Origin of the sequence: Halomonas halophila, from assembly GCF_030406665.1 — a bacterium.
Classification (GTDB): Bacteria; Pseudomonadota; Gammaproteobacteria; order Pseudomonadales; family Halomonadaceae; genus Halomonas; species Halomonas halophila.
On record NZ_CP129121.1, the window covers coordinates 3,013,321 to 3,039,440 of the forward strand.

Genomic DNA, 26,120 nt, shown 5'->3' on the forward strand with positions numbered 1-26,120 from the left:
TTCGCAAAGGGACCCATTATAGCGCAGTCGTCAAGCGACTAAAGGGCGGGGCGTTCAGGCGTCGTCCCAGGCATGGTTCATGGCATGCCGGAGCTGGTCGAAATCGAAGCCGCGGCCGGCCAGGAAGCGTTCGCGACGGGCACGCTCGCGGGGTTCCTGGCCGGGGCCGGAGAAACGCCGGGCCAGGGTCGTGGCGGCGAGCTCGAACCAGTCGACCTCGCCGCCGGCCTCGTCGAAGGCGCCACGAGCGGTGGCGTCATCGACGCCGCGGCGGGAGAGCTCGGCGCGGATGCGCACCGGCCCCTGGCCGCGAGCGACCCGGGAGCGCAGGAAACTCTCGGCGAAGCGCACGTCGGACTGCAGCCCCTGCTCGACCAGCGCGTCGAGGCATGCCTCGACCGCCTCGGGCGCGTGGCCCTTGGCAGCCAGGCGGTCGCGCAGCTCGGCCCGGGCATACTCGCGCCGGGCCAGCAGGCGGATGGCATCGTCGCGGGGCGTGGCATCCTCCGATCGCACAGGGCCCGCCATGGATCAGGACGACTCGCCGCCCGCGTCGGTGTCCGCCTCGGCCTCGGCGCTCTCTTCCTTGGGCTCCGGCGTGGACAGCAGCTGGGCGCGGATCTGGCTCTCGATCTCTTCCATGATCGCCGGGTTGTCCTCGAGGAACTGGGCGGCGTTGGCCTTGCCCTGGCCGATCTTGCTGCCCTGGTAGCTGTACCAGGCGCCGGCCTTGTCGACCAGGCCGCACTGCACGCCCAGGTCGACCACCTCGCCGGCGTGGTAGATGCCCTTGCCGTAGAGGATCTGGAACTCGGCCTGGCGGAACGGCGGCGAGACCTTGTTCTTGACCACCTTGACCCGGGTCTCGTTGCCGGTGACCTCGTCGCCCTGCTTGACCGAGCCGGTGCGGCGGATGTCGAGGCGCACGCTGGAGTAGAACTTGAGCGCGTTGCCGCCGGTGGTGGTCTCGGGGCTGCCGAACATCACGCCGATCTTCATGCGGATCTGGTTGATGAACACCACCATGCAGTTGGCGTTCTTGATGTTGCCGGTGATCTTGCGCAGCGCCTGGGACATCAGCCGCGCCTGCAGGCCGACGTGGGAGTCGCCCATCTCGCCTTCGATCTCGGCGCGCGGGGTCAGCGCCGCCACCGAGTCGATGATGATCACGTCGACACCACCGGAGCGCACCAGCATGTCGCAGATCTCGAGGGCCTGCTCGCCGGTATCCGGCTGAGAGACTAGCAGGTCATCGAGGTTGACGCCGAGCTTCTCGGCGTAGCTCGGGTCGAGGGCGTGCTCGGCGTCGATGAAGGCGCAGGTCTTGCCCTGCTTCTGGGCCTGGGCGATCACCGACAGGGTCAGGGTGGTCTTGCCCGAGGATTCCGGGCCGAAGATCTCGACCACGCGGCCGAAGGGCAGGCCGCCGATGCCCAGGGCGATGTCCAGCCCCAGGGAACCGGTGGATACCGACGGCATCACCACGCGCGGGGTATCGCCCAGGCGCATCACGGTGCCCTTGCCGAACTGGCGCTCGATCTGGGAAAGCGCGGCGTTGAGCGCCTTGGAACGATTGTCGTCCTGAGCCATGAGGGTCTCCTAAGCGATCGCCGTGACGCACGGCGATGACGAAACATTGGCGGAATGACGGCGCGACGGCCGCCGAAAAGCACTGTATGACTGCACAGTAGTATGACGAAAAAGCGGCCGCTCGGCCACCCCGAACCGACCGCATCGGCCGAGGCCGAACTAGCCGTTTTCCAGCTCGGCGATCAGCCCCTCGAGGGCGGCGTTCACGGCCTGATCGCGCACCGCGTCACGCTCGCCGGCGAAGTGGTGACGCTCGGTGCGCACCCGGCCCGGGGCGCCCCAGGCCAGCCACACCGTGCCCACCGGCTTCTCGGCGCTGCCGCCGCCGGGGCCGGCCACGCCGCTGATGGCCACGGCCAGATCGGCGCCGCTCTCGGCGCAGGCGCCGGCCACCATGGCCTCGACCACCTCGTGACTGACCGCCCCGACGCGCTCGAGCAGCGCCTCGGGCACGCCCAGCAGGCGCGTCTTGGCGGCGTTGGAATAGGTCACGTAGCCGGTCTCGAAGTAGTCCGAGCTGCCGGCGATCTCGGTGATGGCATTCGCCACCCCGCCGCCGGTGCAGGACTCGGCGGTGGCGACGCTCGCGCCGCGCTCGCGGCACAGCGCGCCGAGGCGTTCGGCGAGACGGCGCGTCTGGGGCGATACGGACATGGAATCCCCTCCCTGTTGACCCTTAGGCGCTCCCCACCGAACGCTCGGAGCTGTTCCGGCGACAGGCCTGCGCGGGGCGCTGTGAACCCATCCCTGGGCGCTACTTTTGCCATCCCTGGCAAAAACCCCCACTACGACCTGTCCCCCGGCGCTCCTCGCTGTCGGCAACGCTTCGAGCATGACCCAAACGCCCCTGACGAAGGCCATCCTTGGGCGTAGAATACTGGCTTTGTCCGCGAGATGCATGGCACCTCACGCCATCCCGATATTCGCGTTTCTCACCGTCTCCACCGCCAGCCAAGGAAGCCCATGTCACAGGCCAGCGCCAAGCCGCACACGCCCATGATGACCCAGTATCTGAAGATCAAGCGCGAGCATCCCCAGGTGCTGCTCTTCTACCGCATGGGCGACTTCTACGAACTCTTCTTCGACGACGCCAAGCGCGCCGCGGCGCTGCTGGACATCACCCTGACCCAGCGCGGCCAGTCGGCCGGCCAGCCGATTCCCATGGCCGGCGTGCCCTACCACAGCGCCGAGGGCTACCTGGCGCGCCTGGTCGCCGCCGGCGAGTCGGTGGCCATCTGCGAGCAGATGGGCGACCCGGCCGCCGCCAAGGGCCCGGTGGAGCGCAAGGTGGTGCGCATCGTCACCCCCGGCACCCTCTACGACGAGGCGCTGCTCGACGCCCGCCGCGACAACCTGGTGGTGGCGATCCATTCGACCGGCGAGCGCTGGGGGCTTGCCTGGCTGGAACTCTCCAGCGGGCGCTTCAGCGTGCTCGAGGTGGAGGGCGAGGCCGAGATGCTGGCCGAGCTGACCCGCCTCGATCCGGCGGAGCTGCTGGTGGCCGACTGCCTGAGCCTTCCGCCGTCGCTCGAGGAGCGTCGCGGCCTGCGCCGCCAGAGCGACTGGCTGTTCGACCTGGAATCGGCCACCCGCACCCTGTGCGACCAGTTCGCCGTGCAGGACCTGCGCGGCTTCGGCTGCGCCCATCTGGAGGCCGCACTCACCGCCGCCGGGGTGCTGATCGACTACGCCCGCGACACCCAGCGCTCGCAGCTGCCCCATGTCACCGCCATCGGCGTCGAGAGCCGCGACGACGCCGTGGTGATCGACGCCGCCAGCCGCCGCAACCTGGAGATCGACGTCAACCTGGGCGGCGGCAGCGACAACACTCTGGCCAGCGTGCTCGACACCACCGCCACCGCCATGGGCTCGCGGCTGCTCAAGCGCTGGCTCAACCGCCCGCTGCGCGACCGCGATCAGGTCGGCGCCCGCCAGGCCGCCGTGGCCGCCCTGCTCGACCGTGACGGTTACCTGCCGCTGGGCGAGACGCTCAAGGCGATCGGCGACGTGGAGCGCATCCTGGCCCGGGTGGCGCTGTACAGCGCCCGCCCCCGGGATCTCGCCCGGCTGCGCGACGCCCTGGCGGCGCTGCCCGAACTCAAGGCCGAGCTCGCCGAGTACGAGGACGGCACCGCGCTGGACGAGCTCAAGCGCCATATCCGCCCCTATCCCGCGCTCGCCGACACCCTGGGCCGCGCGCTGGTCGAGAACCCGCCGGTGGTGATCCGCGACGGCGGCGTGATCGCCGAGGGCTTCGACGCCGAGCTCGACGAGCATCGCGGCCTGGCCGAGCACGCCGGCGACTACCTGGTGCAGCTGGAAACCCGCGAACGCGAGCGCACCGGGCTGACCGGCCTCAAGGTCGGCTACAACCGGGTCCATGGCTACTACATCGAGATTCCCCGCGCCCAGGCCCGCGAGGCGCCGGTGGACTACATCCGCCGCCAGACGCTGAAGAACGCCGAGCGCTTCATCATCCCCGAGCTCAAGGAGTTCGAGGACAAGGCGCTGTCGGCCAAGTCCCGCGCCCTGGCCCGGGAGAAGCTGCTCTACGACGGCCTGCTCGACGACCTCAACGCCGAACTGGCCCCGCTGCAGGCCACCGGCCGCTCCCTGGCCGCCCTGGACGTGCTGGCCGCGCTGGCCGAGCGCGCGCGTTCGCTGGACCTGGCTCGCCCGGCGCTGCCGGAGGCGCCGGGCCTCGACATCCGCGGCGGCCGCCACCCGGTGGTCGAGCGGGTCAGCGAGGCGCCCTTCGTGCCCAACGACATGGTGATGGACGACGCGCGGCGCATGCTGGTGATCACCGGCCCCAACATGGGCGGCAAGTCCACCTACATGCGCCAGGCGGCGCTGATCACCCTGCTCGCCCACACCGGCAGCTTCGTGCCGGCCGACAGCGCGAGCATCGGCCCGGTGGATCGCATCTTCACCCGCATCGGCTCCTCCGACGACCTGGCCGGCGGCCGCTCGACCTTCATGGTGGAGATGACCGAGACCGCCAACATCCTGCACAACGCCACCGACCACAGCCTGGTGCTGATGGACGAGATCGGCCGCGGTACCAGCACCTTCGACGGCCTGTCGCTGGCCTGGGCCAGCGCCGAACACCTGACCCGCACCCGCGCCTTCACGCTGTTCGCCACTCACTACTTCGAGATGACCGCGCTGGCCGAACAGGCCGAGAGCGTGGCCAACGTGCATCTGACGGCGGCGGAGCACCGTGACGGCATCGTCTTCATGCACCGAGTGGAGGACGGCCCGGCCAGCCAGAGTTACGGCCTGCAGGTCGCCCAGCTGGCCGGCGTGCCCCAGGGCGTGATCGCCCGGGCCCGGGAGAAGCTCGCGACGCTGGAGCAGCAGGAGGTCGACCAGGGCCAGCGCGCGCCGGTGGAACCCCGCGAAGGCGAAGAGGCGTCACCGCAGCAGGCGGATCTGTTCGCCAGCGCCCCGCATCCGATGGTGGAGAGCCTCTCGGGGCTGGCGCTGGACGAGCTGAGCCCACGCCAGGCACTGGAATGGCTGTACCGGTGGCAGGAGAGCCTGTAGGACGGAAGACCGATACAAGCGCCGGTCATCGCCGCCGCCCTCGGGCGGCGGCGATGCCATCGACTCGACGCGCCACGGCTTGCGGGCAGCATGGCGGGCCGACTAAAATGGTTCGATCAAGTTCTACTTATTATAAAAGCAGAAGTTTTTATAACTCAATTCGACATTCAAGACCGACTGGCCGCGGCGCGCCCCGGCCGAGGAAGGGAGACTGGCATGACATTCGTCGTCACCGAAAACTGCATCAAGTGCAAGTACACCGACTGTGTCGAGGTCTGCCCGGTGGACTGCTTCTATGAAGGACCCAACTTCCTGGTGATCCACCCCGACGAGTGCATCGACTGCGCGCTGTGCGAGCCCGAGTGCCCGGCCGAGGCGATCTTCTCCGAGGACGAGCTACCGGAAGGCCAGGAACAGTTCATCGAGATCAACGCCGAGCTGGCGGAGACGTGGCCGAACATCACCGAGAAGAAGGACCCGCTGCCCGACGCCGAGGAATGGGACGGCAAGCCCGGCAAGGCGGACCAGCTGGAGCGCTGAGCCCCGGGCAAGACGCTCGAGCGAAGCCCAGACACGACGACGCCGAATGTCTCTCGACATTCGGCGTCGTCGTTTCGCACTGCGATGAAGGAGAACACCCAGGCAAAAGGAAGGCGACCCGAAGGTCGCCCGCTCCCAGCCATCCTTGAGCGGTTCCTTCCGCTCGAACTCCTAGCCTTCCCTGCCCGGAAGCCGCGTCCTGCGACACCGGGCTCGGCTTGAGACTGCATCCCGTGGCGTCCTGCCGGGAGAGACTCCGCTCTCCCTTGTCCCGCTGACCATTCTGGCAGTCTTGCGCGACTTCTCAACCGGGCCTTCTCGCGCCCGACACGACGCCACCCTCACCACATTCAGAAAAAAACATTTAAAAACAACGGGATAAAAAATACCGGCGCCTGGAAGGCGCCGGTATTGTCGGGCGAGATGTCACGAATGTCGCCGGGCCCGTGTAGGCGATTTCCTACACGAGGACCGCCGATCGGCGCCGCTTACTGCCCCTTGATGGCACTGCGGCCCGGGTAGTCCACGCGCTCACCCAGCTCCTGCTCGATCACCAGCAGGCGGTTGTACTTGGCGACGCGGTCGGAGCGGCACAGCGAGCCGGTCTTGATCTGGCCGGCGGCGGTGCCCACGGCCAGGTCGGCGATGGTGGTGTCCTCGGTCTCGCCGCTGCGGTGGGAGATCACCGCGGTGAAGCCGGCGTCCTGGGCCATCCTGATCGCGTCCAGGGTCTCGGACAGCGAGCCGATCTGGTTGAACTTGATCAGGATGGAGTTGCCGATCTGCTCGTCGATGCCACGCTTGAGGATGCGCGTGTTGGTGACGAAGAGATCGTCGCCGACCAGCTGCACCTTGTCGCCAACCTTGTCGGTCAGCGCCTTCCAGCCGTCCCAGTCGGACTCGTCCATGCCGTCCTCGATGGAGACGATCGGATACTGGTCGCAGAGCTCGGCCAGGTAGTCGGCGAAGCCGGCGGCGTCGTACTGCTTCCCCTCGCCGGCGAGATCGTAGACGCCATCCTTGTAGAACTCGGAGGAGGCGCAATCGAGGGCCAGGGTGATGTCGCGGCCGAGCTCGTAACCGGCGTCGGACACCGCCTGCTTGATCACCGCCAGGGCCTCGGCGTTGGACGCCAGGTTCGGCGCGAAGCCGCCCTCGTCGCCCACCGAGGTGGACAAGCCACGACCGGCGAGCACCTTCTTCAGGGCGTGGAAGATTTCGGCGCCCATGCGCAGGCCTTCGCGGAAGCTCGGCGCGCCCACCGGCTGGATCATGAACTCCTGGATGTCGACGTTGTTGTCGGCATGCTCGCCGCCGTTGAGGATGTTCATCATCGGCACCGGCATGCGGAACCGGCTCGGCTGGCCGTAGAGCTCGGCGATGTGGGCATAGAGCGGCGCGCCCTTGGCGTTGGCGGCAGCCTTGGCGGCGGCCAGCGACACGGCGAGGATGGCGTTGGCGCCCAGGGTGGCCTTGTTGTCGGTGCCGTCGAGCTCGAGCATGGCCTCGTCCAGGGCACGCTGGTCACGCGCGTCCATGCCGACCAGACGCTCACGGATGACGCCGTTGGCGGCCTCCACGGCCTTCAACACGCCCTTGCCCAGGTAGCGGGCCTTGTCGCCATCGCGCAGCTCGAGGGCCTCGCGGGAGCCGGTGGAGGCTCCGCTGGGGGCACAGGCCGTGCCCACGGCACCGCTCTCCAGACGCACCTCGGCCTGAACGGTGGGGTTGCCGCGGGAATCGAGCACCTCGAGGGCGCGAACATCGACGATCTTGGTCATGTTGTCTCGTCCTTAGTGAGTCAGCGTTGGGGAAATCAGGAAATCTCGAGCGGCGCGAAGCCCTTGACCAACTCGTCGAGCGCCTTGAGCTGGGCCAGGAAGGGCTCGAGACGATCGAGCGGCAGGGCGCAGGGGCCGTCGCACTTGGCGTTGTCCGGGTCCGGGTGGGACTCCAGGAACACCCCGGCGAGCCCGACGGCCACGCCGGCGCGAGCCAGCTCGGCGACCTGGGCACGGCGCCCGTCGGCGCTGTCCGAGCGACCGCCGGGCCGCTGCAAGGCGTGGGTGACGTCGAACAGCAGCGGGTAGCCGGTCTCTTTCATCTCACCGAAGCCCAGCATATCGACCACCAGGTTGTTGTAGCCGAAACTGGTGCCGCGCTCGCACAGGATCAGCCGGTCGTTGCCGGCCTCCTCGCACTTGCGCAGGATATGGCGCATCTCGTGAGGCGCCAGGAACTGGGGCTTCTTGATGTTGATGGCCGCCTCGGTCTCGGCCATCGCCACGACGAGGTCGGTCTGGCGGGCGAGGAAGGCCGGCAGCTGGATGACATCCGCCACTTCGGCGGCGGGTGCCGCCTGCCAGGGTTCGTGCACGTCGGTGATGATCGGCACGCCGAAGCGTTCCTTCACCTCGGCGAGGATCGCCAGACCCCGGTCGAGACCGGGGCCGCGGAACGAGTGGATGGAGCTGCGGTTGGCCTTGTCGAAGCTGGCCTTGAACACGTACGGCATGCCGAGCCGGCCGGTGACCTCGACGTAGGCCTCGGCCACCTCGAGGGCCAGCTCGCGGGATTCCAGCACGTTCATGCCGCCGAACAGCGTCAGCGGCTGGTCATTGCCGACCCGGAGGCCGGCAATGTCGATCGGGCGTTCCGGGACGGGCATGACGCTCACTCCTGTGGGGTGCTCTGGGCGCGGGTGCGCGCCGCCTTGTGCTCCAGCGCCGCGTTCACGAAACCGGTGAACAGCGGGTGACCGTCACGCGGCGTGGAGGTGAACTCCGGGTGGAACTGGCAGGCCACGAACCAGGGATGATCGGGCAGCTCGACCATCTCCACCAGGGACTTGTCGACGCTGCGGCCGGAGACCACCAGGCCGGCCTGTTCGAGGTCGGCGACGAACTGGTCGTTGACCTCGTAGCGGTGACGGTGGCGCTCGACGATCTCCTCGTTGCCGTAGGCCTCGCGAGCCCTGGAGCCGGTCGCCAGGTGGCAGACCTGGCCGCCCAGACGCATGGTGCCGCCCAGGTCGGAGGCCTCGTCGCGCAGCTCGATCTTGCCTTCCGGGCTCAGCCACTCGGTGATCAGGCCCACCACCGGGTGCTGGGTATCGTGGGTGAACTCGGTGGAATTGGCGTCGTCCCAGCCGGCCACGTGACGGGCGAATTCGATCACCGCCACCTGCATGCCGAGGCATATGCCGAGATACGGGATGCCGTTCTCGCGGGCGAAGCGGGCGGTGGCGATCTTGCCTTCCACGCCGCGCTCGCCGAAGCCACCGGGCACCAGGATGGCGTCCTTGCCGGCCAGGCGTTCCGGACCGTGACGCTCGATGTCCTCGGAATCGATGTAGTCGATGTTGACCTTGACCCGGGTCTGGATGCCGGCATGGACCAGCGCTTCGTTGAGCGACTTGTAGGCGTCGAGCAGCTCCATGTACTTGCCGACCATGGCGATGTTGATCGACTTGAGCGGATTGAGCTTGGCGTCGAGCACGCGGATCCACTCGGACAGGTCGGCCTCGCTGGCCTCCAGGCGCAGCTTGTCGCAGACGAACTCGTCGAGGCCATGCTCGTGCAGCATCAGCGGAATGCGATAGATGGTATCGGCGTCCTGCAGCGGAATGACCGCCCGCTCCTCGACGTTGGTGAACAGCGCGATCTTGCGGCGCTCGGTCTCCTCGAGTTCGACCTCGCTGCGGCAGATCAGGATATCCGGCTGGATACCGATCGAGCGCAGCTCCTTGACGCTGTGCTGGGTCGGCTTGGTCTTGGTCTCGCCGGCGGTCTGGATGTAGGGCACCAGGGTCAGGTGCATGAAGATCGCCCGGCTCGCGCCCAGCTCGCTGCGAATCTGACGGATCGATTCGAGGAAGGGCAGCGACTCGATGTCGCCCACGGTGCCGCCGATCTCGACCAGCGCGACGTCGGCGCCCTTGCCGCCTTCATAGACGCGATGCTTGATCTCGTCGGTGATGTGCGGAATCACCTGCACGGTGCCGCCCAGGTAGTCGCCGCGGCGCTCCTTGCGCAGCACGTGCTCGTAGACGCGCCCGGTGGTGAAGTTGTTGGCCTGGCTCATCTTCGTGCGGATGAAGCGCTCGTAGTGACCGAGGTCCAGGTCGGTTTCCGCCCCATCCTCGGTGACGAACACCTCGCCATGCTGGAAGGGACTCATGGTGCCCGGATCCACATTGATGTAGGGATCGAGCTTGAGCATGGTGACCTTGAGGCCCCGTGCCTCGAGAATCGCCGCCAGCGAAGCCGACGCGATGCCCTTGCCGAGAGAGGACACAACGCCGCCGGTCACGAAGATATATCGTGTCATGGAGAACCTGTCGAAACGTGATCGGTAGGCCCGGCAGGAAGCCGCGCCAGGATGGGACGACAGAATAGCAGAGTGCGGTCCCCGGCTCAATTTGGGCTGCAAGCTGCAAGCTGCAAGCTGCAAGCTGCAAGCTGCAAGCTGCAAGCTGCAAGCTGCAAGCTGCAAGCTGCAAGCTGCAAGCTGCAAGCTGCAAGCTGCAAGCTGCAAGCTGCAAGCTGCAAGCTGCAAGCTGCAAGCTGCAAGCTGCAAGCTGCAAGTCAGCAGCGTGTGATCGCCCAGAGCCAAAGAAAACCCCGAAGGCCTGACCTTCGGGGTTTCTTGTAGCTCGGCGCTTGTAGCTCGGCGCCTAGACGTCCAGGTAGTCGAGGATGCCCTCGCCGGCCTGGCGGCCCTCGTACACGGCGGTGACCACCAGGTCGGAGCCACGCACCATGTCACCACCGGCGAAGATCTTCTCGTTGGTGGTCTGGAAGGCGTAGGCGCCCTGCTCCGGCGCCTTGACCCGGCCCTTCTCGTCGACCTGGATACCCACGGTCTCGAACCAGGGCGCCGGGCTCGGCTGGAAGCCGAAGGCGATGACCACGGCGTCGGCGGGCACCACTTCCTCGGAGCCCGGCACCACCTCGGGACGCTGGCGACCGTTCTCGTCGGGCTCACCGAGGCGAGTGCGCACGACCTTCACGCCCTCGACCCTGTCCTCGCCGACCACCGCCACCGGCTGGCGATTGAACAGGAACTCCACGCCCTCCTCGCGGGCGTTGGCCACCTCCTTGCGCGAGCCGGGCATGTTGTCCTCGTCGCGGCGGTAGGCGCAGGTCACGGCCTCGGCCCCCTGGCGAATGGCGGTGCGGTTGCAGTCCATGGCGGTGTCGCCGCCGCCGAGGACCACGACCTTCTGGCCTTCCAGCGAGACGTAGTCCGCCGGATCCTTCTCGAAGCCCAGGCAGTGGTTCACGTTGGCGATCAGGTAGTCGAGCGCCTTGTGCACGCCCGGCAGGTCCTCGCCCGGGAAGCCGCCTTCCATGTACTTGTAGGTGCCCATGCCGAGGAACACCGCGTCGTACTCCTCGAGCAGCCTGTCGAACGGCATGTCGGTGCCGATCTCGACCCCCAGGCAGAACTCGACGCCCATCTCCTCGAAGACGGCGCGACGACGCTCCATCACGGTCTTCTCGAGCTTGAACTCGGGAATGCCGAAGGTCAGCAGGCCGCCGATCTCGGGATTCTTGTCGAACACCACCGGCTTGACGCCGTTGCGCACCAGGATGTCGGCACAGCCGAGGCCCGCCGGGCCGGCGCCGATGATCGCCACCTTCTTGTCGGTCCAGGTCACCCGGGACATGTCCGGGCGCCAGCCCATGGCGAAGGCGGTGTCGGTGATGTACTTCTCCACCGACCCGATGGTCACCGCACCGAAGCCGTCGTTGAGGGTGCAGTCGCCCTCGCACAGGCGATCCTGCGGGCATACCCGGCCGCACACCTCGGGCAGCGAGTTGGTGCGGTGGGAGAGCTCGGCGGCCTCCAGGATGTTGCCCTCGCTGACCAGCTTCAGCCAGTTGGGAATGTAGTTGTGAACCGGGCACTTCCATTCGCAGTAAGGGTTGCCGCAGGACAGACAGCGGTGTGCCTGGCTCGCGGCATCCTGCGGCTGGAACGGCTCGTAGATCTCGGCGAACTGCTTCGCCCGCGTCGACGCCGCCTTCTTCTCGGGGTCCTGGCGACCCACGTCGATGAACTGGAAGTCGTTGTTCAAACGGTTGGCCATGTTACTCGCTCCTCTCTCCAGGCTTACTCGGGACGCCGACGGGATTCATCCAGCAGGCTGGCGAGGCTCGCCGCCTTGGGCTTCACCAGCCAGAAATGACGGATGAAGTCGCTGAAGTCCTCGAGGATGTCGCGACCGCGCTGGGAGCCGGTCTGCGCAACGTATTCCTCGATGATTTCCCTCAGGTGTCGCCGATGGGCCTCCATGGCCTCGGTGTTGACGCGGTGGATCTCCACCAGTTCATGGTTGTACTTGTCGACGAAGCTGCGGTCCTCGTCCAGCACGTAGGCGAAGCCGCCGGTCATGCCGGCACCGAAGTTGACGCCGACCTCGCCGAGCACGGTGATCAGGCCACCGGTCATGTACTCGCAGCAGTGGTCGCCGGCCCCCTCGATCACCGCCTGGGCGCCGGAGTTGCGCACCCCGAAACGCTCGCCGGCGGTACCCGCGGCGTACAGCGTGCCGCCGGTGGCGCCGTAGAGGCAGGTGTTGCCGATGATCGCCGTCTTGTGGCTCTCGAAGCCGCTGCCGCGGGGCGGCACGATGGTCACCTGACCGCCGTTCATGCCCTTGCCGACGTAGTCGTTGGCGTCGCCCTCGAGGTAGAGGTTGAGGCCACGGGCGTTCCACACGCCGAAGCTCTGGCCGGCCACGCCGGTGAAGCGCGCGGTCAGCGGCGCGTCCTCGAGCCCCGCCTCGCCGTAACGCTTGGCGATGGCGCCGGAGACCAGCGCACCGACGGAGCGGTCGCAGTTGGTGATCGTGAAGTCGAACTCACCGCCGGACCTGGCCTCGATGGCGGCCTTGAGCGCCTCGAGCATCTCCTGGTTCTTGGCCCCCGGGTCGTGGGGCTCGTTGCGGCTGACCTCGCAGAACTGCGGCGCCTCGGCGGGCACGAAGTCGTTGGTCATCAGCGGCGACAGGTCCAGGCGGCGCTGTGAATCCGTCACGCCCTCGATCGCTTCGAGCAGGTCGGTGCGGCCGATCAGGTCGGTGAGCTGACGCACGCCCAGCAGGGCCATCAGCTCGCGCACTTCCTCGGCGATGAAGCGGAAGTAGTGCTTGACCATGTCGACGGTGCCACGGAAGTGCTCATCGCGCAGGGCCTGATGCTGGGTGGCGACGCCGGTCGCGCAGTTGTTGAGGTGGCAGATGCGCAGGTACTTGCAGCCCAGGGCGACCATCGGTGCGGTGCCGAAGCCGAAGCTCTCGGCGCCGAGGATCGCCGCCTTGATCACGTCGAGGCCGGTCTTCAGGCCGCCGTCGGTCTGCAGGCGAATCTTGTCGCGCAGGCCGTTGATGCGCAGCGCCTGGTGGACCTCGGGCAGGCCGAGCTCCCAGGGGCTGCCGGCGTGCTTGATCGAGGTCAGCGGGCTGGCCGCGGTGCCGCCGTCATAGCCGGACACGGTGATCAGGTCGGCATAGGCCTTGGCCACGCCGGTGGCGATGGTGCCGATGCCAGGCTCGGAGACCAGCTTCACCGACACCTGGGCGCTCGGATTGACCTGCTTGAGGTCGAAGATCAGCTGCGCCAGATCCTCGATGGAGTAGATGTCGTGGTGCGGCGGCGGCGAGATCAGGGTCACGCCGGGCACCGCGTAGCGCAGCCGGGCGATCAGGCCGTTGACCTTGCCGCCGGGCAGCTGGCCGCCCTCGCCGGGCTTGGCGCCCTGGGCCACCTTGATCTGCAGCACCTCGGCGTTGGCCAGATAGGCCGGCGTGACGCCGAAGCGGCCGGAGGCGATCTGCTTGATCTTGGAGCTGCGGACGGTGCCGTAGCGCGCCGGATCCTCACCGCCCTCACCGGAGTTGGAGCGACCGCCGGCCTCGTTCATGGCCTGGGCCAGGGCCTCGTGGGCCTCCGGCGACAGCGCGCCCAGCGACATGCCGGCGCTGTCGAAGCGCGGCAGCAGGTCCTCGACGGGCTCGATCTCGTCCAGCGACAGCGCCGTCTCGGCCGGCTTGAGCCGCAGCAGGTCGCGGATGGCGGCCGGGTCGCGGTCGTTGACCAGGCCCGCGAACGTCTTCCACTTGGCGTAATCGCCCTCCTGCACCGCTTCCTGCAGAGCCTTGACCACGTCCGGATTGTAGGCGTGGTACTCGTGGCCGTGGACGTACTTCATCAGGCCGCCGTGGGAGATGCTCTTGCGCGGCGACCAGGCGTCCTTGGCCAGCAGCTCCTGCTGCAGCTGCAGCTCGGCGAAGCCGGTGCCCTCGATGCGCGAGGCCATGCCGGTGAAGCACAGGTCCATGACCTCGGAGGCCAGGCCCACCGCCTCGAACAGCTGGGAGCCACGATAGGAGGCCAGGGTCGAGATGCCCATCTTGGACAGGATCTTGAACAGGCCCTTCTGCAGCCCCTTGCGATAGTTCTCGCGGGCGTCGGCCGGGTTGCCGACCAGCTCGCCGGTGCGATGCATGTCGGCCATGACCTGGTAGGCCAGCCACGGATAGACCGCGGTGGCGCCCACGCCGAACAGCACCGCCATCTGGTGGGCGTCGCGAGCGTAGCCGGTCTCGACGATCAGGTTGACCCGCGGGCGCAGCGCCAGCCGGCCGAGATGATGGTGCACGGCACCGACCGCCAGGGCGGCATGAATCGGCAGCTGGCCCTTCGCCACCTCGGCGTCGGACAGCACCAGCAGCACCTTGCCATCGCGGGCAGCCTGGGCGGCCTCGTCGCACAGCGCCTGCAGTGCGGCCTTGAGCCCGGTGGTCTCGGGGTCGTAAGCCAGCGACAGGGTATGGCTGTTGAAGGCCGGATCCTCGTGGGTCACCAGGGCGGTGAACTTGCGCGGCGACAGCACCGGCGTGGTCAGCACCAGGCGATGGGCATGATCGGGCGTCGCCGCGAAGACGTTGCGCTCGGCGCCGATGCAGCTCTCCAGCGACATCACGATCGACTCGCGCAGCGGATCGATGGCCGGGTTGGTGACCTGGGCGAACTTCTGGCGGAAGTAGTCGGTCAGCAGCCGCTTCTTGCCGGACAGCACCGCCATGGGCGTGTCGTCGCCCATGGAGCCCACCGCTTCCTGACCGCTCTCGGCCAGCGGGCGCAGCACCTGGTCACGCTCCTCGAAGCTGACCTGGAACATCTTCTGACGCACCGCCAGGGTCTCGGCATCCATGTTCTGGAAGCGGGCCAGCTCGGTGAGCGCGGACTCGAGGTAGTTGGCTTCCTGCTTCAGCCAGCGCTTGTAGGGATAGGCGGACTTGAGACGCGAGTCGATGTCCTGGGTGTGCAGGACCTCGCCGGTCTGGGTGTCCACGGCCAGGATCTGGCCGGGGCCGACGCGACCCTTGGCCACCACGTCCTCGGGCTTGTAGTCGTAGGTGCCGATCTCGGAGGCCAGGGTGATGTAGCCGTTCTTGGTGATCACCCAGCGCGCCGGGCGCAGGCCGTTGCGGTCGAGCATGCAGACCGCCTGGCGGCCGTCGGTCATGACCACGCCGGCCGGGCCGTCCCACGGCTCCATGTGCATGGAGTTGTATTCGTAGAAGGCACGCAGGTCGCCGTCCATGATCTCGACGTTCTGCCAGGCCGGCGGCACCATCATGCGCACCGCGCGATGCAGCTCCATGCCGCCGGTCAGCAGCACTTCCAGCATGTTGTCCATGCTCGAGGAGTCGGAGCCGGTGGTGTTGACGATCTCGTCGAGCTCGGCGATGTCGGGCAGGCGCTCGCTGACGAAGTTCTCCTTGCGGGAGTTCGCCCAGCCGCGGTTGGCCTCGATGGTGTTGATCTCGCCATTGTGAGCCATCAGGCGGAACGGCTGGGCCAGCGGCCAGCGCGGCGCGGTGTTGGTGGAGAAGCGCTGGTGGAAGACGCAGATGGCGGTCTCCAGGCGCTCGTCACCCAGGTCGCGATAGAAGGCCGGCAGGTCGACCGGCATCACCAGACCCTTGTAGGAAACGACTTCGGAGGACAGCGAGCTGACGTAGAAGTCCTCGTCGTCGCGCAGCGCCTGCTCGGCACGACGACGGGCCATGAAGAGCTCGACGTCGAAGGTATCCGCGGCGGTCTCGCCGGGCTCGACGAACAGCTGGCGGATGCGCGGCAGGCAGTCCAGCGCCATGGGACCGCAGACGCTCGGGTCGACCGGCACGTCGCGCCAGCCCTGCACGATCAGGCCACGGGCCTCAAGTTCACGTTCGAGAGCCTCGCGGGCAGCGGCCTCGCGGGCGTCGTCGTCGGGCAGGAAGATCGCGCCCACCGCGAAGCGGCTACCCAGCTCCACGCCCAGGGCCTCTCGGGCCACCTCGCGCATGAAGGCCTCGGGCATCTTCAGCAGCAGGCCGCAGCCGTCGCCGGTCTTGCCGTCGGCGGCGATGCCGCCGCGGTGGGTCATGCAGGTCAGCGATTCGATGGCGGTCTGCAGCAGATCGTGGCTGGCCTGGCCCTCCATGTGGGCGATCAGACCGAACCCGCAGTTGTCACGAAACTCGCCGGGTTGATGAAGACCTCTGTTCATGGGCGTGCCTCAGGTTGAAAAGGTGTACTTCGCAGTTTCTTATGATATATTTAAAGGTTTTTCTTTTTATTTGACGCCTCTATTGCGGCATCAAAACTGCGCGGCAAAAGGCTCCACAGAATAGCCACGCCCCCTCGCTCGCGCAATGCCGCCACGCCGCCGCCACGCCAAAAACCTTCGACAAATCCGCAACTTGTCTAAGCGAACAATAAAAAAATCACGCTAACTCAACGAGTTGCACGCCAACGACGTGGAACATTCCCGGCACGACACCCTCATTAGACTTTAGTCGCAAATGACACCCTAACCCCATACCGATGCTGCATATGGCATACAGATTCACGCATTTCCGCGCCGGACACGTTCCCCGACACCGCCCGAAACGACGACGCCCGCTGCCGAAGCAGCGGGCGTCGAGGCGCGCACGATAGAGAAGCGAGCGATCACTGCCGGGGAAAGTCCTCCAGCAGGGTCGCCAGGGTCTCGGGCGGGGTCTGGTCATGGATGCAGGCGTCGCCGAGGCCGCGCAGCAGGATCAGCCGCAGCCGGTCGTCGAGGTTCTTCTTGTCGAGGCGCATGATCGACAGGAAGTCGTCCACGCTCATGTCGGCCGGCGCGGCCAGGGGCAGGTCGGCCGCCGCCAGCACCTCACGCGTGCGCGCCACCTCGTCGTCCGACAGCCAGCCGAGCCGCCGCGACAGCTCGGCGGCCAGCAGCATGCCGGTGCCGACCGCCTCGCCATGCAGCCAGCGACCGTAGCCCTGATGCGTCTCGATGGCATGGCCGAAGGTGTGCCCCAGGTTGAGCAGCGCCCTCACGCCCTGCTCGGTCTCGTCCTCGGCGACGATCTCCGCCTTGAGGCTGCAGCTGCGCTCGATGGCCCAGGCCAGGGCCGCGGCATCGAGGCCTCGCAGCGCCGCCATGTTGTCCTCCAGCCAGGTCAGGAAGCCGACGTCGCGGATCAGGCCGTACTTGATGACCTCGGCCAGGCCGGCCGACAGCTCGCGCCGCGGCAGGGTCGACAGGGTATCGGTATCGATCAGCACCGCCCGAGGCTGCCAGAAGGCGCCGATCATGTTCTTGCCGCGCGGGTGATTGACACCGGTCTTGCCACCCACCGAGGAGTCCACCTGGGACAGCAGCGTGGTCGGCACCTGCACGAAGGCCACGCCGCGCTGATAGCTGGCCGCCGCATAGCCGGTCATGTCGCCGATCACACCGCCGCCCAGGGCCACCAGGGTACAGCGGCGGTTGAAGCCGGCCTCGAGCAGGGCATCCCAGATGCGCTCGACGCTGGCGAGCGTCTTGGTCGCCTCGCCGTCCGGCAGCACCACCTCGCGCACCGTCAGGTCATCGCCCAGGCCGGCCTTGAGCCGCTCCAGATAGAGCGGCGCCACCGTCTCGTTGGTGACGATCATCACCTGGCGGCCGGCGAGGTGCGGCCGCAGCCACTGCGGATCGCCCAGCAGCCCGGGGCCGATATGAATGGGGTAGCTGCGCTCGCCCAGGGCCACCGTCAGGGTGCGCCGGGCATCGATGGATCGCGTCATGTTCATGCCTTGCAATGCAGGGGATCGATCAGCCGCTCCACGCGGCGCACGATCTCGTTGACCACGGCCCGCGGACCGCGACGATCGGTGCGCACCACGATGTCGGCGGTGGCCCGGTACAGCGGGTCGCGCTGCTGGAACATCTGCTCCAGCACCTCGGCCTTGTCATCGCGCTGCAGCAGCGGCCGGTTGCGGTCCTTGGCGGTACGCCGCAGCTGCTGCTCGACGGTGGTGTAGAGATAGATCACCGTACCGCTGTCACGCAGCATGCGCCGATTCTCCTCGCGCAGCACCGCGCCGCCGCCGGTGGCGATGACCACGCCTTCCAGCGCCGACAGCTCGTCGATCATCTGCGTCTCGCGCTCGCGGAAGCCCGCCTCGCCCTCGACGTCGAAGATCCACGGGATGTCGGCGCCACAGCGATCCTGAATTTCATGATCGCTGTCGTAGAAGTCTCGGGACAGCTCGGCCGCCAGAAGGCGGCCGATGGTGCTCTTTCCGGCCCCCATGGGGCCGATCAATATCAGATTGGGTAGTGCCGGCATCAGCGAATCGCCAGGTTGTCATCCAGTATTCGGGGCGTGATGAATACCAGCAACTCTACCTTATCGCTGGAGTCCTCGGTATAGCGGAAGAGGTTTCCGAGCACCGGAATGTCGCCCAGGAAGGGCGTCTTGAACAGGCTGCGCACCTGCTCGGTGGTCAGGATACCGCCGAGCACCACGGTCTCGCCGTTGTCCACCAGCACCTGAGTGGTGATCTCGTTGGTGTCGATGGACGGCACCCCGTTGAACAGCTCGCCCACGGTATCGTTGTTGACCGCCAGGTCCATGATGATGCGGTTGTCCGGCGTGATCTGCGGCGTCACCTCCAGCGACAGCACCGCCTCCTTGAACTCGGTATCGGTCGCCCCGCTGGAGGTCGATTCCTGATAGGGAATCTCGGTGCCCTGCTTGATCACCGCGGTGCTCTGGTCGGCGGTGATCACCCGCGGCTGGGAGATGGTCTGGCTTTTGCCCTCGCTCTCCAGCGCCCGCAGCTCCAGGTCGAGCAACACATCCCCTGATAGATAACCAAAACCGAAGCTGGTCATGGGATTGGCTCCCCCCAGGTCTACCGCCAGCCCACCACGCTGAAACAGCTGCCCATCTGGATCACCGTACGCCCCGGTGAATTGCCCCCTGGACTCGCGCTGGCCACTGAAGTCATCCCCGTAGGTCGCCACCGGCTGACCGGAAGACGCCCCACCCAGATCGAGCCGACCGTCGCCTCGAGGCGATGACAGCCCCCAGTTGACGCCCAGCTCCTGGGTGGCGCTGTCCCGGGCGATCACGATCCGCGCCTCGATCTGCACCTGACGCACCGCCACGTCGAGCCGCTCCAGGGTCTCCATGATGCTGCCGATCTGCTCGGCGGTGTCCTGCACCAGCAGGGTGTTGGTGCGCGGGTCCACGGCGACCCGGCCGCGCTCGGTCAGCAGGCCGAAGCCGCTCGCCCCGCCGCCGGTGCTCTCGCCTCGCAGCAGTCGCGCCAGATCCTCGGCCTTGGCGTACTTGACCTGGATGTACTCGGTCTCCAGCGGCGCCAGCGTCTCCAGCTGCTCGCGGGTCTGCAGCTCCAGCTGCTCCCGGGCCGCCAGCTCCTCCGCCGGCGCCACCACGATGACGTTGCCCTCCTGACGGCTGGCCAACCCTTGGCTCTTGAGCACCAGGTCCAGCGCCTGATCCCAGGGTACGTCCTGCAGGTTGAGCGTGACACGGCCGGTGACGCTGTCGCTGGCCACCAGGTTCATCCCGGTGAAGTCGGCGATGATCGCCAGCACCGAACGCACCTCGATGTCCTGGAAATTCAGGGTGATCCGCTCGCCGGTATAGGAGAACTGATCGCGCGCCTGGCGCTCCTGGGGCGTGGCCGGCTGGGCCGAAATGGTCAGCTGACGGCCGCTCTGGGTGGAGAGCATGGCGAAGTCGCCGCTGCCCTGGATATCGAGCGTGACGCCATCCCGATCGACCCGTGGCGTGATGCGGCGCAGCGGTGTGTCGAAATCGGTGACGTCATAGACCTGATCCAGCGAGGCCGGCAGGCGAACGCCGGGGAGCCGCGCGACGATGTCCGAGCTGCCGCTCTCGCTGACCCGGGCATCCACGCCGCTGCGGTCGAAGGACACCACCAGGCGGCCGGCGCCGTCGTCACCGCGGCGGAAATCGATGTCGGTGATGCCCGGTCCGGCCGCTGGCGCGCTGCCGACAGGCGAGGCGGCGGAGCGGGTGGCCGCCGGGGGCGCGACACCGCCGCCGATCGACAGCCGCAGGCGGTCGCCCTGCCGAGCGGTGTCGTAGGGCAGCGGGCCCTCCAGGTCGAACACCAGCCGCGTACGGCTGCCCGCCTCCAGGGCGGTGACCCGCTCGACGCCACCGACCCCCAGCGCCTGACGACGATGCTCCAGGGCGCTGCGTGTCGCCATCAGGTCGATGGTCAGCCGCGCCGGATCGTCGAGACGATAGCCGCGCACCTCGGGCACGCCACCGTCGAAGGACAGATCGACCTCCAGGGCACCCCCGGCTGCCTGACGATAGTCGAGGCCGGTCAGCGTCGAGGCCGCCATGACAGAGGTGGAGACCACCAGCATGGCCAGCGCCGCGAGCATTCTTTTCATCAATGTCATGGTCCCCTCTTTGCAGGTCCCGCCGCTCCCGACGGGCCGTGTCACGCTTCTGGTCTAGCCGTCCAGCGACAGCTGGGTGCTGCGCTCGATCCAGCCGCCGCCTCCGGTGGGCACGATCTCCACCAGCTGCACCGAGGCGGACGTGATACCGACGATGCGCCCGAAGTCCGAGCCCATGTGATCGCCGACGCGCAGCCGGTGCACCTTGCCGCCCGGCGCCCGGATCAGCGCCGAGGGCGTGCCGCCCACGGTCAGCGTGCCCACCAGCTCCAGCTGGCCGAGCTCATAGGCCTCCAGCGGCTCCCGCGATCGCGACCGGTCAGGCGCCAGCTCCGCATCGCCCTCCGGCAGGGCGCGGCTCTCCGGCAGCCGCGCCTGGAAGGGGCTGCGCCGGTCGGCGAAGCGGTAGTCCACGGCGTGATAGACCGGCATCGGCGGCAGCGGCTCGAGCGTCAGCTCGCCGGGGGCGGCCCGCAGCGCGGCCAGTTCCCGATCGAGATCACCGCTGGCCGCGTCGCGGCAGGCGCCGAGCGACAGCATCAGGCCCAGCAGCGCCAGGCCACGCCCCCAGACCCTCATGGCGCCTCCTCCTCGCCGGAGGGCGCTTCTTGCGGCGGCCGATAGCTGTAGGTCCGCGCCAGCATCGACAGCTCGAGCCGCCCGTCGTCGGACGGCGCGAGGGTGAAGTCATGCTGGGTGACGATGCGTGGCAGATCGGCGACGGCGGCAAGGAAGGAGCCGATGCGATGGTAGTCGCCGCTCACCCGGATATCGAACGGCCGCTCCACGTAGAACTCCCGCTCGACGGGGCTGCGCAGGCGAATGGCGTCGATGGTCAGCTGGCTGTCGACCGCCGCCTCGCTGATGTCGTCGATCAGCGACGGGATCTCGGGGCCGCTCGGCAACATGCCCACCAGCACCTCCAGACGACCGTCCAGCGCCTCCACCTGCTCGCGCATCCCCGGCAGATGGGCCGCCTGAGCCGCCTTGCTGCGGTAGTCCCGCAGCAGGCGCGCCTCTTCCTGCCGAGCGCTTTCCAGCGCCTGGGCCTTGGGCGCCGCCAGGTACCAGTAGACCCCGGCGAAGGTCAGCCCGACCATCAGCAGACAGCAGATCAGCTGCAGCAGGACGGGCCAGCCGCCGGCCTCCTTGATGTCCAGCTCGCTCAGTTCCACGTCCGTCAGGCGACGCCATTCGGCGGCGAGGTTCATGGCGTCACCTCCTGCCTGGCGGTGTCGTTCGCGGCCCCCGGCATGTGCTGGCCGACGCTGAGATCGAAGCGGCGCTCGCCTCCCTCGGCCTCCACCTCGGACAGCACCGGCACGTCGAGCACCGGCGAGGCCTCGAGGGCCCGCAGCTGGTCGGAAACGCGACGATTGTCCGGCGCCAGGCCGGTCAGGTGCAGGCGATCCCCCTGACGCTGGAGGTCGACGTAGTACACCCCTTCCTCGAGGCTGGCGGCCAGGGCATTGAAGACGTGCACGGTCTGGGGACGCTCGGCCTGCAGCTCCTGCAGCACCTCGATGCGACGATCGAGCGTCTCGAGCCGTGACTCGTATTCGCTGACGGTGCGGATGTCATGATCCAGCTCCGCGGTGCGCTGGCGGATCAGCGCATGGCGCTGCTGCTGGGCCATCAGCTGCTGCTCATGGTACCAGGTCACGGCATAGCCACCGCCCAGACCGATCAGGGCGGCCAGCGCCAGGGCCAGATGGAAGCGCTTGCTGCGCCGCTGGCGCTGCGCCTCGCGCCAGGGCAGAAGGTTGATCTCGATGGTCATCCACGCACCCTCATCGCCAGCCCGCAGGCCGTCAGCATGGCCGGGGCGTCGCCGGCCAGGGTCTCGACATCGACCCGCGAGCTCACCTTCATGCGCCGGAAGGGGTTGGCGATCACCACCTCCATCCCCGTTTCCGCCGCCAGGCGGTCCGCCAGGCCGGGCAGCACCCCGGTGCCGCCGGCCAGGATCATGCGCCGCACCTCCTGCTTGCGGCCGGCCGTGTAATACAGCTGCAGTGAACGCCCGACCTGCTGCACCAGGGTCTCGATGAAGGGATCCAGCACGCTGCGCTGGTAGTCGTCCGGCAGGCCGCCACGCTTCTTGGCCAGGCCGGCCTCCTCGAGGCTCAGCCCGTAGCGGTTGCGGATCTCCTCGGTGAGCGCCCGGCCGCCGAACACGGTGTCCCGGCTGTAGGTGATGCGACCCTCGCGCAGCACGTGGAAGGCGTTCATGTGAGCCCCGATATCCACCAGGGTGACGCCACCGTCCTGGGCGACGGTGGCCGGCAGCTGGGTCGCGAGCTCGGTGTAGGCACGCTCCATGGCGAAGGTCTCGACGTCCACCACGGCCGGCGACAGCCCCGCCTGATGTACCGCCTCGGTCAGCTGGCCGACGTCCTGCTGGCGGCAGGCGACCAGCAGCACGTCCTGCTGATCGCCGTAGCGCTCGTTGAGCCCGAGCCGCTGAAAATCGAAGGCCACTTCACTGAACGGAAAGGGAACGTGCTTGTCCGATTCGAGCTGGATGCGGGTCTCGATCTCGTCGTCCGACAGGGTCGCCGGCAGCGTCAGCGTCTTGGTGATCGCCGCGCTGGCCGGCACCGCCACCGAGACACGCCGGCTGGTCGGCTTGGCATGATCCACGGCGCGCTTGAGCGCATCGACGACCTCGCCCATGTCGCGGATGCGTCGCTCCACCACCGCGCCCTCGCGCAGCGGCCGCACGGCATAGCTCTCGACGCGATAGCCCCCACCGCCCCACTTGAGCTCGATCAGCTTGACGGTGGCCGAAGTGATATCGACCCCGATGAGCCCCTTGCCGGCTGCACCGATTCGCATCTAGGTCATGCTCCCGACTGAATGCCTGCGTAAAACCACTCGTTATAATACGGCACCGACCAAATACTGAAGACAGGATAAGCGTCATGCCAATTCTTCTGTCAGCGGAGGCTACATGAAATCGCCTGATCTCACACGAACGGGTGTCGCCAGACGTCAACGCTGGTGGTCGCGCTGACGGCTTCCTATAATGGCCGGCGCATCTGCACCCTCGTTCGCCCCCGCCGCTTCGCACTCGTTCACCGCATGGATACCGTTTTTTCATGAAGTTCTTCAGAACCCTGGCCTTCTCGGCATTCTGGCTGCTGGTTTCGCTGTCCACCGCTTCGGTGCTGGCCGTGGCCGGGGCCGCCCTCTACTTCGCCCCCGGCCTTCCCGACGTCCGGCAGCTTCAGGATTTCGAGCTGCAGACCCCGCTGCGCATCTTCACCCGTGACGGCAAGCTGATCGGCGAGTACGGCGAGGAACGCCGCCAGCCGGTGAACTACGACGAGATTCCGCCGACCATGGTCGACGCCCTGATGGCCGCCGAGGACGCGTCCTACTTCGACCATCACGGCGTCGACCCCAAGGGTCTGGCCCGCGCCGCCGTCCAGCTGGCCGCCAGCGGCGGCGACATCCGGTCCGGGGGGTCCACGATCACCATGCAGGTAGCGCGCAACTACCTGCTGACGCTGGACCAGACCTTCACCCGCAAGATCCGCGAGATCCTGCTGGCGCTGCAGATGGAGCAGATCCTCAGCAAGGAAGAGATCTTCGAGCTCTACGTCAACAAGATCTTCCTCGGCCACCGTGCCTACGGCATCGCCGCCGCGGCCGAGGTCTATTACGACAAACCGCTCGGCGACCTGACCCTGGCCCAGCAGGCCATGATCGCCGGCCTGCCCAAGGCACCGTCCGCCTTCAACCCGCTGGCCAACGCCGAACGCGCCCTGATCCGCCGCAACTGGATCCTGTTCCGCATGCGCGACCTGGGCTATATCGACCAGGCCGCCTACGACGAGGCCGTCCAGGCGCCGATCACCGCCCGCCGCCATCAGACCAAGGCCGAGGTCACCGCCGACTACGTGGCCGAGATGGCCCGACAGTACGCCGTCGACCGCTTCGACGACGCCTACACCGGGGGGTATCGCATCACCACGACCCTGGACAGCGAACTGCAGCCCCAGGCTCGCCAGGCGCTGGCCAACGGCCTGATCGCCTACGACACCCGCCACGGCTGGCGCGGCGCCGAGCAGTCCGATATCCCGCGCAGCCTGGCGGAAGCCCAGGAGAACACCGACCCGGAGGGCCTCGAGGAAGAGCTGGCCGAATCCCCCGAGGTGATGAGCACCGCCCGCCAGGCCGCCGAGCGCAGCCAGACCGAGGTCGACGGCATCGACGGCGACGTCAGCAACTGGCTGCAGGTGCTGGATCGCACCCCGGTGCTGGGCCCGCTGGAACCGGCCATCGTGGTCTCCACCGAGGGTCGCGAGATGCGCGTGCTGGCCCGCGGCGGCGAGGTCCGTACCCTCGACTGGGACGGCCTCGACTGGGCCCAGCCTTACCGCAACGCCCGCTATCGCGGCGCGGCACCGAACTCCGCCGCCGATATCGCCAGTCCCGGCGACCTCGTGCGCATCCTGCAGCGCGAGGACGGCAGCTGGCGCCTGTCCCAGCAGCCCGATGCCCAGGGCTCGCTGGTGGTGCTGGACCCCGACACCGGCGCCATCCTGGCCCTGCAGGGCGGCTTCGACTATGACGCCAGCAAGTTCAATCGCGCGCTCCAGGCGCGCCGCCAGGCGGGCTCGATCTTCAAGCCGTTCATCTACCTGGCCGGCCTGAACAGCGGCGAGGTGAATCCCGCCACCATCATCAACGACGCCCCGGTGGTGATGGAGGACGGCAGCAGCGAGCTGTGGCGCCCCAACAACTCCAGCGGCGACTTCCTCGGCCCGACCCGCCTGCGCGTCGGCCTCGCCCGCTCGCGCAACCTGGTCACCATCCGTCTGCTGCAGACCCTGGGGCTCGAGCGCACCATCGGCTTCCTCGAGAACTTCGGCTTCCACCCCGAGCGCCTGCCCCACGGCCTGTCGCTGGCGCTCGGCACCACCAGCCTGACCCCGCTGGAGATGACCCGCGGCTATGCGGTGCTGTCCAACGGCGGCTTCGCCATCGAACCCTGGCTGATCCAGGAGATCACCCGCGGCGAGGCCCAGACCGTGGTGCAGGAAGCCGATCCGCTGGTGGCCTGCCGCGAGTGCGCTGCCGACCAGGAGACCGTCGAGCGTGATGGCAAGACCTACCGGGTCGCGCCGCGTGTGGTCGATCCGGCGGCGGCCTTCCTGCTCCGCGACATGCTGCGCGACGTGGTCGAGCGGGGCACCGCCCGCCGCGCCCTGGCCCTCGAGCGCGGCGACATCGTGGGCAAGACCGGCACCACCAACGACCAGCGCGATGCCTGGTTCGCCGGCTTCAACACCGAGCTCGCCGCCACCGTCTGGGTCGGCAAGGACGACAACAGTTCGACCGCGGAATACGGCTCCCAGGCGGCGCTGCCGATCTGGGTCGATTTCATGGGCAGCGCCCTGGCCGGCACCCCGGAACACTGGCCCGAGCGCCCGGACGGCGTGGTGACGCGCCGGGTCGACCCCGACACCGGCCGCCTGCTGCACGACGACCAGTCCGGCGGCATCGAGGAGCTCTTCCGCGCCGACCACCTGCCCAGCTACCAGCCGCGCCGCGTCGACCGCGCCGTGGAACAGGAAAGCGGCTCCCAGGGCACCGGCGCCTACGAAGCCATCTTCTAGATCGTCGTCTCGCCGGTGCGGTGGCCCGCCGCC

Annotated in this window: 18 protein-coding genes; 3 read left to right on the forward strand and 15 right to left on the reverse strand. The window is 67.9% G+C overall.

What is annotated here, in order from left to right:
- Positions 1-54: 54 nt before the first annotated feature.
- From QWG60_RS14175 to QWG60_RS14185, 3 genes are all read right to left on the reverse strand, one after another.
- Positions 55-528: a regulatory protein RecX gene (locus QWG60_RS14175; RefSeq protein ID WP_146909292.1), complete on the reverse strand. Its 474-nt coding sequence runs from the start codon at positions 526-528 to the stop codon at positions 55-57.
- 3 nt (positions 529-531) lie between these two features.
- Positions 532-1,590 (reverse strand): recombinase RecA, encoded by a 1,059-nt coding sequence (gene recA / locus QWG60_RS14180; RefSeq protein ID WP_035592609.1) that lies wholly within the window; start codon positions 1,588-1,590, stop codon positions 532-534.
- 159 nt (positions 1,591-1,749) lie between these two features.
- Entirely contained in the window at positions 1,750-2,244 is a 495-nt protein-coding gene (locus QWG60_RS14185) for a CinA family protein (protein WP_146909294.1), read from the reverse strand.
- Between the two features lie 309 nt (positions 2,245-2,553).
- Between QWG60_RS14185 and mutS the strand changes: the two genes are divergently transcribed.
- Together mutS and fdxA are read left to right on the forward strand one after the other, a co-directional pair.
- Positions 2,554-5,139, forward strand: coding sequence for a DNA mismatch repair protein MutS (gene mutS, locus QWG60_RS14190; protein ID WP_146909296.1), 2,586 nt, complete (start codon positions 2,554-2,556; stop codon positions 5,137-5,139).
- 216 nt (positions 5,140-5,355) lie between these two features.
- Entirely contained in the window at positions 5,356-5,679 is a 324-nt protein-coding gene (gene fdxA / locus QWG60_RS14195; RefSeq protein WP_035592614.1) for a ferredoxin FdxA, read from the forward strand.
- A 488-nt stretch (positions 5,680-6,167) separates the two neighbouring features.
- Here fdxA and eno read toward each other — a convergent pair whose 3' ends face one another.
- The 12 genes from eno to pilM form a co-directional block, all read right to left on the reverse strand.
- Positions 6,168-7,460 (reverse strand): phosphopyruvate hydratase, encoded by a 1,293-nt coding sequence (eno, locus tag QWG60_RS14200; protein ID WP_035592616.1) that lies wholly within the window; start codon positions 7,458-7,460, stop codon positions 6,168-6,170.
- Between the two features lie 35 nt (positions 7,461-7,495).
- A complete protein-coding gene (gene kdsA, locus QWG60_RS14205) occupies positions 7,496-8,347 on the reverse strand; it encodes a 3-deoxy-8-phosphooctulonate synthase (protein ID WP_046078331.1) in 852 nt (283 codons plus the stop codon).
- Between the two features lie 5 nt (positions 8,348-8,352).
- A complete protein-coding gene (locus QWG60_RS14210) occupies positions 8,353-10,008 on the reverse strand; it encodes a CTP synthase (RefSeq protein ID WP_146909298.1) in 1,656 nt (551 codons plus the stop codon).
- A 346-nt stretch (positions 10,009-10,354) separates the two neighbouring features.
- Positions 10,355-11,773: an FAD-dependent oxidoreductase gene (locus QWG60_RS14215; protein ID WP_035592624.1), complete on the reverse strand. Its 1,419-nt coding sequence runs from the start codon at positions 11,771-11,773 to the stop codon at positions 10,355-10,357.
- A 23-nt stretch (positions 11,774-11,796) separates the two neighbouring features.
- On the reverse strand, positions 11,797-16,245 hold the full coding sequence (gltB, locus tag QWG60_RS14220) for a glutamate synthase large subunit (protein ID WP_146908444.1): 4,449 nt from the start codon (positions 16,243-16,245) through the stop codon (positions 11,797-11,799).
- 443 nt (positions 16,246-16,688) lie between these two features.
- Positions 16,689-17,795 (reverse strand): 3-dehydroquinate synthase, encoded by a 1,107-nt coding sequence (aroB, locus tag QWG60_RS14225; RefSeq protein ID WP_035592804.1) that lies wholly within the window; start codon positions 17,793-17,795, stop codon positions 16,689-16,691.
- A gap of 2 nt (positions 17,796-17,797) precedes the next feature.
- Positions 17,798-18,340 carry a shikimate kinase AroK gene (gene aroK, locus QWG60_RS14230; RefSeq protein WP_035592631.1) on the reverse strand — a complete coding sequence of 181 codons (543 nt, stop codon included), beginning with the start codon at positions 18,338-18,340 and terminating at the stop codon, positions 17,798-17,800.
- Complete coding sequence (pilQ, locus tag QWG60_RS14235) at positions 18,340-20,451, reverse strand: type IV pilus secretin PilQ (protein ID WP_379825048.1); 2,112 nt, start codon at positions 20,449-20,451, stop codon at positions 18,340-18,342. The genes aroK and pilQ overlap by 1 nt, the downstream gene beginning before the upstream one ends.
- Before the next feature lie 63 nt (positions 20,452-20,514).
- On the reverse strand, positions 20,515-21,039 hold the full coding sequence (locus QWG60_RS14240; protein WP_107180781.1) for a pilus assembly protein PilP: 525 nt from the start codon (positions 21,037-21,039) through the stop codon (positions 20,515-20,517).
- The gene (locus QWG60_RS14245; RefSeq protein WP_046078337.1) at positions 21,036-21,671 is read right to left on the reverse strand and encodes a type IV pilus inner membrane component PilO; all 636 of its coding nucleotides are present in this window, start codon (positions 21,669-21,671) and stop codon (positions 21,036-21,038) included. The genes QWG60_RS14240 and QWG60_RS14245 overlap by 4 nt, the downstream gene beginning before the upstream one ends.
- Positions 21,668-22,240: a PilN domain-containing protein gene (locus QWG60_RS14250; RefSeq protein ID WP_046078338.1), complete on the reverse strand. Its 573-nt coding sequence runs from the start codon at positions 22,238-22,240 to the stop codon at positions 21,668-21,670. The genes QWG60_RS14245 and QWG60_RS14250 overlap by 4 nt, the downstream gene beginning before the upstream one ends.
- Positions 22,237-23,298, reverse strand: a complete 1,062-nt coding sequence (gene pilM / locus QWG60_RS14255; RefSeq protein WP_146908439.1) for a type IV pilus assembly protein PilM — start codon at positions 23,296-23,298, stop codon at positions 22,237-22,239. Before pilM ends, QWG60_RS14250 begins: the two co-directional genes overlap by 4 nt.
- A gap of 263 nt (positions 23,299-23,561) precedes the next feature.
- Here pilM and QWG60_RS14260 point away from each other — a divergent pair, with 263 nt between their 5' ends.
- A complete protein-coding gene (locus tag QWG60_RS14260) occupies positions 23,562-26,087 on the forward strand; it encodes a penicillin-binding protein 1A (RefSeq protein ID WP_046078340.1) in 2,526 nt (841 codons plus the stop codon).
- The last annotated feature ends 33 nt before the right edge of the window (positions 26,088-26,120 follow it).

Excerpts from the sequence above, each read along its gene's own strand:
- QWG60_RS14175 (WP_146909292.1), bottom strand. The coding sequence starts at position 528 with ATGGCGGGCCCTGTGCGATCGGAGGATGCCACGCCCCGCGACGATGCC.
- recA (WP_035592609.1), bottom strand. The coding sequence starts at position 1,590 with ATGGCTCAGGACGACAATCGTTCCAAGGCGCTCAACGCCGCGCTTTCC.
- QWG60_RS14185 (WP_146909294.1), bottom strand. The coding sequence starts at position 2,244 with ATGTCCGTATCGCCCCAGACGCGCCGTCTCGCCGAACGCCTCGGCGCG.
- mutS (WP_146909296.1), top strand. The coding sequence starts at position 2,554 with ATGTCACAGGCCAGCGCCAAGCCGCACACGCCCATGATGACCCAGTAT.
- fdxA (WP_035592614.1), top strand. The coding sequence starts at position 5,356 with ATGACATTCGTCGTCACCGAAAACTGCATCAAGTGCAAGTACACCGAC.
- eno (WP_035592616.1), bottom strand. The coding sequence starts at position 7,460 with ATGACCAAGATCGTCGATGTTCGCGCCCTCGAGGTGCTCGATTCCCGC.
- kdsA (WP_046078331.1), bottom strand. The coding sequence starts at position 8,347 with ATGCCCGTCCCGGAACGCCCGATCGACATTGCCGGCCTCCGGGTCGGC.
- QWG60_RS14210 (WP_146909298.1), bottom strand. The coding sequence starts at position 10,008 with ATGACACGATATATCTTCGTGACCGGCGGCGTTGTGTCCTCTCTCGGC.
- QWG60_RS14215 (WP_035592624.1), bottom strand. The coding sequence starts at position 11,773 with ATGGCCAACCGTTTGAACAACGACTTCCAGTTCATCGACGTGGGTCGC.
- gltB (WP_146908444.1), bottom strand. The coding sequence starts at position 16,245 with ATGAACAGAGGTCTTCATCAACCCGGCGAGTTTCGTGACAACTGCGGG.
- aroB (WP_035592804.1), bottom strand. The coding sequence starts at position 17,795 with ATGACGCGATCCATCGATGCCCGGCGCACCCTGACGGTGGCCCTGGGC.
- aroK (WP_035592631.1), bottom strand. The coding sequence starts at position 18,340 with ATGCCGGCACTACCCAATCTGATATTGATCGGCCCCATGGGGGCCGGA.
- pilQ (WP_379825048.1), bottom strand. The coding sequence starts at position 20,451 with ATGAAAAGAATGCTCGCGGCGCTGGCCATGCTGGTGGTCTCCACCTCT.
- QWG60_RS14240 (WP_107180781.1), bottom strand. The coding sequence starts at position 21,039 with ATGAGGGTCTGGGGGCGTGGCCTGGCGCTGCTGGGCCTGATGCTGTCG.
- QWG60_RS14245 (WP_046078337.1), bottom strand. The coding sequence starts at position 21,671 with ATGAACCTCGCCGCCGAATGGCGTCGCCTGACGGACGTGGAACTGAGC.
- QWG60_RS14250 (WP_046078338.1), bottom strand. The coding sequence starts at position 22,240 with ATGACCATCGAGATCAACCTTCTGCCCTGGCGCGAGGCGCAGCGCCAG.
- pilM (WP_146908439.1), bottom strand. The coding sequence starts at position 23,298 with ATGCGAATCGGTGCAGCCGGCAAGGGGCTCATCGGGGTCGATATCACT.
- QWG60_RS14260 (WP_046078340.1), top strand. The coding sequence starts at position 23,562 with ATGAAGTTCTTCAGAACCCTGGCCTTCTCGGCATTCTGGCTGCTGGTT.